Source organism: Brevibacterium sp. HMSC08F02 (assembly GCF_001807555.1).
Lineage (GTDB): Bacteria > Actinomycetota > Actinomycetes > Actinomycetales > Brevibacteriaceae > Brevibacterium > Brevibacterium ravenspurgense.
Map to the genome: position 1 here is coordinate 71,251 of NZ_KV789354.1, position 9,586 is coordinate 80,836.

The following is a 9,586-nucleotide window of genomic DNA, read 5'->3' on the forward strand; positions in this document are numbered from 1 at the left end:
TGCGAAAGAAAAGTCTAGCTTAATGGCCGGTTCTTTGTCGCACCGCCGTGGGACCTAGACTTGCCGCTATGTCATCACGCCGCCGCCTGTTTCTCGGTGCCCGCTTCCTCACCTTCGAAAAGTCCCAGCCGCAAGCCTCAGCCGTCCTCGTCGAGGGCGAAAAGATCGTCGCCGCAGGAGGCGCCGACGAATTGCGAGCCCACACCGCAGGCGCTGAGACCGTTGACCTCGGCGGAGCCATCGCAATGCCCGGCTTCGTCGACGCCCACATTCACGGTCTTTCGCAGGCACTCGGGGCAGAAGAGCTCAGCCTTTTCGGCACGGAATCCCTCGAACAGGCAATGACGGCGCTGGCCGACTACGCGTCAGGTGTGCCGGATGGCGAATGGATCACCGGCGCTGGCTGGGACTTCACCAAGTGGGGCCTCGACGCACAGCCAGACCGCGCTCACCTCGAGAAAGCCGCACCGAACAACCCCGTGGCCCTGTGGTCGATCGACTACCACACCCTGTGGGTCAACGGGCTCGCCCTCGAAGAGGCCGGTGTTGGCCCACACACCCCCGACCCGCACGACGGCGAGTTCGTCCGCGAACCAGGCGGGAGGCTCACCGGGATCATTCGCGAAGGCGCCGCAGAACTGGTGAAAGCCGCAATCCCAGACCCCTCCGCCTCGGCCGCGGCTGACGCTTTGAAGGTTCAGCAGCGCACGTGGCTTTCCGAAGGCCTCACCGGCCTACACGAAATCGAAGGCGAACTGTCCCGCCGCGCCTGGCTGGAACTCGGTCAGCGCGGCGAACAGGACATTCGCGTGGTCAAATACCTCCGTCCGCAAGAGCTCGCCTGGGCAAAATCCTCCGGCTGGACAACAGGCGAAGGCGACAGTTGGTTCCACCACGGCGGACTCAAGCTTTTCGCTGACGGTGCGCTCGGCTCGCACACGTGCCACATGTCCTCGCCGTTCCCGCCGGCAGACGGTGAAGAAGCCCCTAACTACGGGGCCGAGGTGATCTCGGAAGACGCGCTCACGGACGCCATGATCGAGGCGTACCGGGCTGGGATCGTGCCGATCGTCCACGCCATCGGCGATCAGGCGGTCCACCAGGTGCTCAGCGCCTACGAACGCTCAGCGGGCGAACACAGCGCGGCCGAAAAGCGCCTGGGTCGTACGCTGCGCCGCCGCATTGAGCACTCGCAGTTCGTCCAGCCCGGCGACATTCAGCGTTTTGCCGATCTCGGAGTCATCGCTTCAATGCAGCCGCGCCACTGCATTTCCGACCTTCACCTGCTGGCGCAGATTCCCCTGGATGCCGCACTGGCCGGCTACGCGTGGACGCAGCTGGAAGACGCAGGGGCGGCGCTCGCCTTCGGATCCGATGCGCCAGTGGAGCCGAGCACCCCGTGTGCCGCCGTGTACGCGGCGATGACCAGGGCGGACATCAGCGGTGACAGGTCGAGTGCCTACCAGCCGGAGCGGCGCATGAGCGCCTACCGCGCGATCGCCGCCCACACCTCCGGTGCGGCTTTCGCGGCCGGCAGGGAAAACGTGTCGGGGCGGATTGCTCCGGGTATGGAAGCCGACTTCATCACCGTCGACACCGACCCGCTGGCCCGCGAGGGCGCTGACGGGGCAGTGTCCTTCGAACAGGCTTACCCCGATGATGACGCCCTGTTCGAGCAGGCTGAGGCCATCCGCGATGCCCGCGTCGAAACTGCGGTTGTCGGCGGGCAGGTGCGCTTCAGCCGCTGATCCGCTGGCCCGACCGCAGGGCGAAACAGCCTGTGCTGACTCAGGCGCGCCGATTAAGTATCATGGCTCACGGAAATTGCCGTCATCACGCTCTTCGGGAGAGCCCACGCGAAGCCATCGCGTCGGCGCCGTAGGTGCAATTCCCTCCCCGGGAAACTCTCAGGCCCAGTACTGGAGAGCGGAGGCAACTCTGAAACCGCTGTCGGATTGCGCTCAGTGCGCGACCGCACGGCAACAGAGCGGGGAGGAAGCCGCAGCTGCGCCAGCTGGCCAGCAAGACTCCGACCCAAGGAACGCCTGTGACTTTCGAGAACCGCACCGCTGCCCCGGAAGCCGTTACCGCAGCTCTGTCCCACGTCACCTCCTTCACCGGTGACTCCGAGCGCCCTTTCGCTGACCGCCACATCGGCCCGCGCGCTCACGAAACCGCCGCCATGCTCGAAACGGTCGGCTTTGATTCCCTCGAAGCTCTGGCGCGCGCCGCTGTTCCGGAGAACATCCAGGACGATGGTGTGCAGACCCCTGCCGCTTTATCGGAAGTCGAAATGCTCGCCCACCTGCGTGAGCTCGCCGCGAAGAATGTGCAGAAGACGCAGATGATCGGCCGCGGCTACTACGACACGATCACCCCGACCGTCATCCGCCGCAACCTGGTGGAAAACCCCGCCTGGTACACCGCCTACACGCCCTACCAGCCGGAAATCTCGCAGGGCCGGCTTGAGGGTCTGCTCAACTTCCAGCAGATGGTTCAGGACCTCACCGGCCTCGACATCGCCAACGCGTCGTTGCTGGACGAAGCCACCGCGGTCGCAGAGGCCGTGCTGCTCATGCGCCGCGCCAACAAAAAGGGCTCCTCGGTTGTTCTCGACTCCGAACTGCACCCGCAGACCATCGCGATCATCCGCGCCCGCGCCAAGGCCATGGACTTTCAGGTGCAGATCGCTGACCTGTCCCAGGGCCTGATCGGCGAAGACGTGTTCGGCATCGTCTGTGCGCAGCCGGGCACCTCGGGTGCCGTGCGCGACTTCACCGACGCCGTACGAGGTGCCAAGGAGCGTTCCGCAATGGTCACCTTCGTGTGTGACCTCCTTGCTCTGACGATGCTGCGCACCCCCGCTCAGCAGGGTGCCGACATTGCCGTCGGCTCGGCTCAGCGCTTCGGCGTTCCGCTGTTCTTCGGCGGTCCGCACGCCGGCTTCATGGCGGTGACCGAAAAGCTCAAGCGGCAGATCCCCGGCCGCCTGGTGGGCGTGTCTAAGGACGCTGACGGCAAGCCCGGCTACCGCCTGGCCCTGCAGACCCGCGAACAGCACATCCGCCGCGAAAAGGCCACCTCGAACATCTGCACCGCCCAGGCGCTGCTGGCCAATGTCGCATCCATGTACGCCGTGTACCACGGTCCCGTGGGTCTTGCGAAGATCGCCAGCCGCATCCACCGCCTGGCCGTGGCCTTCGCCGACAAGCTCGATGGCAGCCTCGAATCTGTGTCTGAGAGCTTCTTCGACACCGTTGCGGTGCGCGTGCCGGACGCTGACGCGGCAGTCGCCGCAGCCTGCGAAGCCGGCATCAACATCCTGCGGATCGATGACACCCACGTGGGTGTGAGCTTCGGCGAACCGCACACGGTTGCCGACGCCAACACGCTCCTGGAAGCCCTCGGCGCTGCCGGCCGCATCGACGAAGAAGAATTCGAAGCAGCCGGCACCGGCGCCTTCGGTCCGGCAGCTGTTCCCGCACCCCGCGTGCCGGAAGCTCTGCAGCGCAACACGCACTTCCTCACCCACCCGGTGTTCAACACCTACGGTTCCGAAACCCTCATGATGCGCTACCTGCGCACGCTGGCAGACCGCGACCTCGCGCTGGACCGCACCATGATCCCGCTGGGCTCGTGCACCATGAAGCTCAACGCGGCAGCCGAAATGGAAGCCATCACCTGGCCCGGCTTCGCATCCATCCACCCGCTGGCACCGGAAGACCAGACCGCCGGCTGGCGCGAACTGATCGACAACATCGAAGAGCTGCTGGCCGAAGTCACCGGCTATGACGTCGTGTCGATCCAGCCCAACGCCGGTTCGCAGGGTGAGCTCGCTGGCCTGCTGGCCATCCGCGGCTACCACGTGTCCAACGGTCAGCCTGAGCGCACCGTCATGCTGGTGCCCAGCTCCGCCCACGGAACCAACGCCGCATCGGCCATCCTCGCAGGGCTGAAGGTGGTCGTCGTGAAGTCCGCAGAAGACGGCTCAATCGACCTTGAAGACCTCGACGCCAAGATTGAAAAGTACCGCGATGTGCTCGCCGGCATCATGATCACCTACCCGTCCACCCACGGCGTGTACGAAGCCGATGTGCGCCGCGTGTGCTCGTCGATCCACGACGCCGGCGGTCAGGTATACATCGACGGTGCGAACATGAACGCGCTCGTCGGCGTGGCCAAGCCCGGTCAGTTCGGCGGCGACGTCAGCCACCTCAACCTGCACAAAACCTTCACCATCCCGCACGGCGGCGGCGGCCCCGGTGTGGGCCCGGTCGCAGCCCGCGAACACCTCCGCCCCTTCATGCCCGGTGATTCCAGCGACAGCCGCGCTGTCAGCGGCGAAGAGGACTACACCTCGCTGCCGATCTCCCAGGCCAAGTACGGCTCCGCCGGCGTCCTGCCGATCTCGTACGCCTACCTCAAGATGATGGGCCCGGACGGACTGCGCGAAGCCACCTATTCCGCGCTGCTGGGAGCCAACTACATCGCGAAGTCGCTCAGCGAGGACTTCCCGACTCTCTACACGGGTGAGAACGGGCTCGTTGCACACGAGTGCATCCTCGACCTGCGCGCCATCACCGCCGAAACCGGAGTGACAGCAGAAGACGTAGCCAAGCGGCTCATCGACTTCGGGTTCCACGCCCCGACCCTGGCGTTCCCCGTGGCCGGCACGCTCATGGTCGAACCGACCGAATCGGAAGACAAGGGTGAACTCGACCGCTTCATCGAAGCGATGAAGACCATCCGCGAAGAAATCCGCGCAATCGGCAGCGAATACACCTACGAAGAGTCGCCGCTGAAGAACGCACCGCACACCGCCACCTGCGTCATGGACGACTGGGACCAGAAATACTCGCGCGAGACCGCGGTCTTCCCCGTGCCCGGTCTGAAGCTGACCAAGTACTTCCCGCCGGTGCGCCGCATCGACGGTGCCTACGGCGACCGCAACCTGGTCTGCGAATGCCCGCCGCCAGAAGCCTTCGACATCGAATCGGCCGACGCCGAAGCCTGACAGAGGAGACCCCATGACCAAGCAGACGCCCCTTCACCAGATCAACGCTGAACTCGGCGCGAACTTCACCGACTTCGGCGGCTGGGACATGCCGCTCAAATACGGCTCCGAACTCGCCGAACACCGTGCCGTCCGCGAATTCGCCGGCATCTTCGACCTGTCCCACATGGGCGAAGTCCGCGTCACCGGCGCCGATGCGGCCGCCTTCATGGACTACGCGCTCCTGTCGCGCTACTCCATCATGAAGAACGGCAAGGCAAAGTACGGCGTCATCATCGACGAGGCCGGTGGCATCCTCGATGACGTCATCACCTACCGACTGGGCGATGACGAATTCCTCATCGTGCCCAACGCCGGCAACACGCCGGCCGTCGTGGCCGCACTCGAAGACCGCGCCGAAAAGGCCAAGGCAGCCGGCGCTGCCGCGGACTTCGAAGTGCGCAGCGAATCCGACGACACCGCACTCATCGCCGTGCAGGGCCCGAAGTCCGAGGAAATCCTGCTGGCGGCCGTGTGCGGCAGCACCGAGTGCGACAACCGCGAAGACTGCACCAAGATCAAAGACCTCGAATACTACGCGTGGACGTTCATCACGGTCGACGGCGTGGAGGTATTCCTGGCCCGCACCGGCTACACCGGCGAAGACGGCTTCGAGCTGTACATCAAGAACGCCGACGCCGAAGCCCTGTGGAACCGCCTGATGAGCATCAACGAAGCCGAATTCGACGGTGCCGCACTGCCGTGCGGACTGGCATCGCGCGACTCCCTGCGCCTGGAAGCGGGCATGCCGCTCTACGGCAACGAACTGACGCGCGAAACCACGCCGTTTGACGCGGGCTTCGGCGGCATGGTCCGCGGAGCGCTCAAGAACAAGGGCGACTTCTACGGTCGCGAAACAATGCAGAAGCTGGGCGACGCCGACCAGGCCGAGGGCACACCGCGCAAACTCGTCGGACTGTCGTCGGAAGGCCGCCGTGCCGCACGCGCCGGTGCTGGCGTTTTCGTTGACGGCGCCGAAGTCGGCGTCATCACCTCCGGCCAGCCGTCGCCCACCCTGGGCCACCCCATCGCCCTGGCCTACCTCGACACGGCACATGCCGAACCCGGCACCGCGGTGACCGTCGACATCCGCGGAAAGTCCTACGACTTCAGCGTCGTCGAAACACCCTTCTACAACAGCGGTGCCCACTGATACCCGCTTTGTGTACCGCTGACATCCCTTTAGACACCCGCCCGCAGACCACCTGATTGAGAGGAACCCACAATGGCTGAACTGCCCCCGCTGCCGGAGAACTACTCGTACTCGGCAGAACACGAATGGATCAACGCCACCGGCGATAACATCGTCGGCACCACCGTCCGCGTCGGCATCACTGCAGTAGCCGCTGACGCTCTCGGCGAAGTCGTCTTCGCAGACCTCCCCGAAGTCGGCGACACCGTCACCGCCGGTGAAGTCTGCGGTGAAGTCGAATCGACCAAGTCGGTTTCCGACCTCTACTGCCCCGTTTCAGGCGAAGTGACGGCCGTCAACGAAGACGTCGACGACAACCCGTCGCTGTTGAACTCCGATCCCTACGCTGAAGGCTGGCTGTTCGAAGTCTCCGTCACCGAGGTCGGCGACATCATGGATGCCGCCGCCTACGGAGAAGCAAACCACGTCTGATCCACCCACCTGGTCGCCCGGACCGGACCCCCTCCCGGTCCGGGCACGCATCCCCACCCCCTCGCCCACCTCGGGCATCCCCCGTCACCACCTTGGCCGTGCAGCGTCGCACAACAGGAGGAAACATGACCGTCAGCGTTTTTGATCTGTTCAAAGTGGGCGTCGGCCCATCGTCATCCCACACAGTCGGCCCCATGCGGGCGGCCGCGCGCTTCGTGCAGCTGGTCGGAGACAGACAGCCCGCAGCGCTCGCAGTCGACGTTTTCGGGTCACTTGCCGCAACGGGAGCCGGTCACCGCACATTCGATGCGATCCTCGCGGGCCTCGAAGGCTGCGAACCCGACCGCATCCAGCCGGATGACTTCGCAGAGCGCACCGAGCGGATCGAAAAGACGGGCGTGCTGCGGTTCGGTGACAAGTGGGACATCGAGTTCAGCGAAAAAGACATGGTCAAACGCCCCCTGACCGTGCTCGACCACCACACCAACGCGCTGACCATTCAGGCAAAGGACGCCGACGGCGGCGTGATTGCCGAAGAAACCTACTACTCCGTCGGCGGTGGTTTCGTCGTCAGCCAGTCCGAACTCGACGGCGGCCTCCAAGAAGAAGCGGAAGAGGAGCGAGCAGAAGCCCCCTATCCCTTCACCTCGGGAGCGGAACTCGTTGAACAGTGCCGCACATCCGGTCTCGAGGTGTGGCAGGTGATGCTGGAGAACGAAAAGGCCCACCGCAGCGAAGAGGAGATCCGCACGGGACTGCTGCACATCTACTCCGTCATGGAGGAGTGCGAGCGGAACTCCGTGGCCCGCGACGGCATTCTGCCCGGCGGCCTCAACGTGCACAGGCGCGCGCACAAGTGGCACCAGCGCCTGCTGCAGGAAGACCCCGAACGCAGGCCCGAGTACTACCAGGAATGGGTCAACCTCGTAGCGCTGGCCGTCAACGAAGAGAACGCCAGCGCCGGCCGGGTGGTCACCGCGCCGACCAACGGAGCCGCCGGCATCATCCCGGCTGTCATGTTCTACGCCTTGAACTACGTGCGCGGCGTAGAAGGCGGAGCCCGCCACGGCGGCATCAACTCCGAAATCTCGATGAGCCGGGACGAGGCGATCGTCCGCTTCATGCTGACCGCCGGGGCAATCGGTGTGCTGTACAAGGAGCGCGCCTCGATCTCCGGTGCCGAAGTCGGCTGCCAGGGCGAGGTGGGGTCAGCTTCCTCAATGGCCGCCGCCGGTCTTGCCGCGGTACTCGGCGGAGGCGTCATGCAGGTTGAAAACGCCGCTGAAATCGCCATGGAACACAACCTGGGACTCACGTGCGACCCGATCAACGGGCTCGTGCAGATCCCCTGCATTGAGCGCAACGCCATCGCTTCGGGCAAGGCGATCAACGCCGCGAAAATGGCCATGTGGGGCGACGGAACGCACCGCGTGTCCCTCGACGAAGTCATCGCCACGATGAAGGCCACCGGCGAGGACATGATGGACAAGTACAAGGAAACCGCCATGGGAGGCCTCGCCGTCAACGTCGTTGAGTGTTGATGGCTGGGCTGGATTGGCCGCCGGTTGGCGCTGGTCTCACGCTTTAATGCGTTTTTGCGGGTTAATGCAGCGCATTAAAGCGTGAATCTGCATGAGCGCGTGATTCTGCGCGGCTAGGCTGCCGGGGCACAATAGGGTGTTGGTTTTTGGTGTCGAGGTGCCGGCTGGCTCGGGAGGGCGACTGTTATGCCAGGTAAGACGACTGGTGACGCTGTGGGCGACGACGTCTATCGCTCGAAGCTCAGTGTCGTCACGGCTGGTGCTCTCATCCTCGCTGCGGGAATCTTTTTGCTCGATGCTCTGCTGCGCGGAACGCCCGCCCTGTGGCTGATTGCTGGTCCGGCGCTGCTCGCTGTGTGCGTGGCCGCGTGGGCGTTCATCTACAAGCCGTGCATGCGCCTGCGGGATGACCATCTGGTGCTGCGCGGGCCGGTGCGAGAAATCACCGTGCCCTACGCCGCAGTTCGCGATGTTCAGGTCCGGTCCGTTGTAACAGTGACTACCGACGACCGCAGCTATTCAGCGTGGGCGGGGCCGGAGCGCAATCGTCGCTTCACGGGGGATGATGCCGCTCACGATGCCGCGACTCTCATTCGCAGCCGAGCCGCCGACGCCCGCGGCGGTGCTGAAGCGACTGGTGGGGCTGCGTCGGAAGACTCCGACGGTGTGCGCGTGCGCTTCCTCTGGGTGCCGTGGGCTGTGTGCGCGGGGCTTGTTGCGGTGAGTGTTGTCGCTTCCCAGGTGCTGTAAGTCCATTGGGCAACCGGGCCCGGCAACCGGACCCGTCCTTGCCAACAAGCCCGGCCCTCCACCTCGTTGTTCGGCCCGGTGGTGCAGATTTGCGGTGTAATGCGGTTTCACGGGTTAATGCGGCGCATTACGGCGTGATTCTGCATTAAAGCGTGAGTCTGGCACGTAAAGGCTGCGCTTCAACCGCCGGCAGCCCAACCCGCCGCCGCGAGTTTGGCCCTCTGGCAGCCCAACCCGCCGCCGCGAGTTTGGCCCTCTGGCAGCCAGCCCGCAGGTAACCAAGCCGTAGGTTGCCGATAATTCCGTCCCTCCACCTCGTGGTTCGGCCCGGTGGTGCAGATTTGCGGTGTAATGCGTTTTCACGCGTTAATGTGGCGCTTTACGGCGTGATTCTGCATTAAAGCGTGAATCTGGACCGCTAAGGCTGCGCTTTAGCCGCCGGCAGCCCAACCCGCCGCCGCGAGTTTGGCCCTCTGGCAGCCCAACCCGCCGCCGCGAGTTTGGCCCTCTGGCAGCCAGCCCGCAGGTAACCAAGCCGTAGGTTGCCGATAATTCCGTCCCTCCGCCTCGTCGTTCAGCCTTGGGGTGGTGCAGATTTGCGGTGTAATGCGTTTTCAC

Annotated in this window: 6 protein-coding genes and 1 riboswitch; all 6 genes read left to right on the plus strand. The window is 64.8% G+C overall.

Going from position 1 to position 9,586, the window contains the following annotated elements:
- Positions 1 to 68 precede the first annotated feature (68 nt).
- On the plus strand, positions 69 to 1,748 hold the full coding sequence (locus HMPREF3172_RS05100; protein WP_070515923.1) for an amidohydrolase: 1,680 nt from the start codon (positions 69 to 71) through the stop codon (positions 1,746 to 1,748).
- An 85-nt stretch (positions 1,749 to 1,833) separates the two neighbouring features.
- Positions 1,834 to 1,932: riboswitch (glycine riboswitch) on the plus strand.
- A gap of 115 nt (positions 1,933 to 2,047) precedes the next feature.
- Entirely contained in the window at positions 2,048 to 5,014 is a 2,967-nt protein-coding gene (gene gcvP, locus HMPREF3172_RS05105) for an aminomethyl-transferring glycine dehydrogenase (RefSeq protein WP_370919340.1), read from the plus strand.
- A gap of 13 nt (positions 5,015 to 5,027) precedes the next feature.
- On the plus strand, positions 5,028 to 6,206 hold the full coding sequence (gene gcvT / locus HMPREF3172_RS05110) for a glycine cleavage system aminomethyltransferase GcvT (RefSeq protein WP_070515929.1): 1,179 nt from the start codon (positions 5,028 to 5,030) through the stop codon (positions 6,204 to 6,206).
- 72 nt (positions 6,207 to 6,278) lie between these two features.
- A complete protein-coding gene (gene gcvH, locus HMPREF3172_RS05115) occupies positions 6,279 to 6,677 on the plus strand; it encodes a glycine cleavage system protein GcvH (protein WP_070515930.1) in 399 nt (132 codons plus the stop codon).
- A gap of 125 nt (positions 6,678 to 6,802) precedes the next feature.
- Positions 6,803 to 8,218, plus strand: coding sequence for an L-serine ammonia-lyase (locus tag HMPREF3172_RS05120; RefSeq protein WP_070515931.1), 1,416 nt, complete (start codon positions 6,803 to 6,805; stop codon positions 8,216 to 8,218).
- A 186-nt stretch (positions 8,219 to 8,404) separates the two neighbouring features.
- Positions 8,405 to 8,968, plus strand: a complete 564-nt coding sequence (locus tag HMPREF3172_RS05125; protein WP_141741584.1) for a hypothetical protein — start codon at positions 8,405 to 8,407, stop codon at positions 8,966 to 8,968.
- Positions 8,969 to 9,586 lie beyond the last annotated feature (618 nt).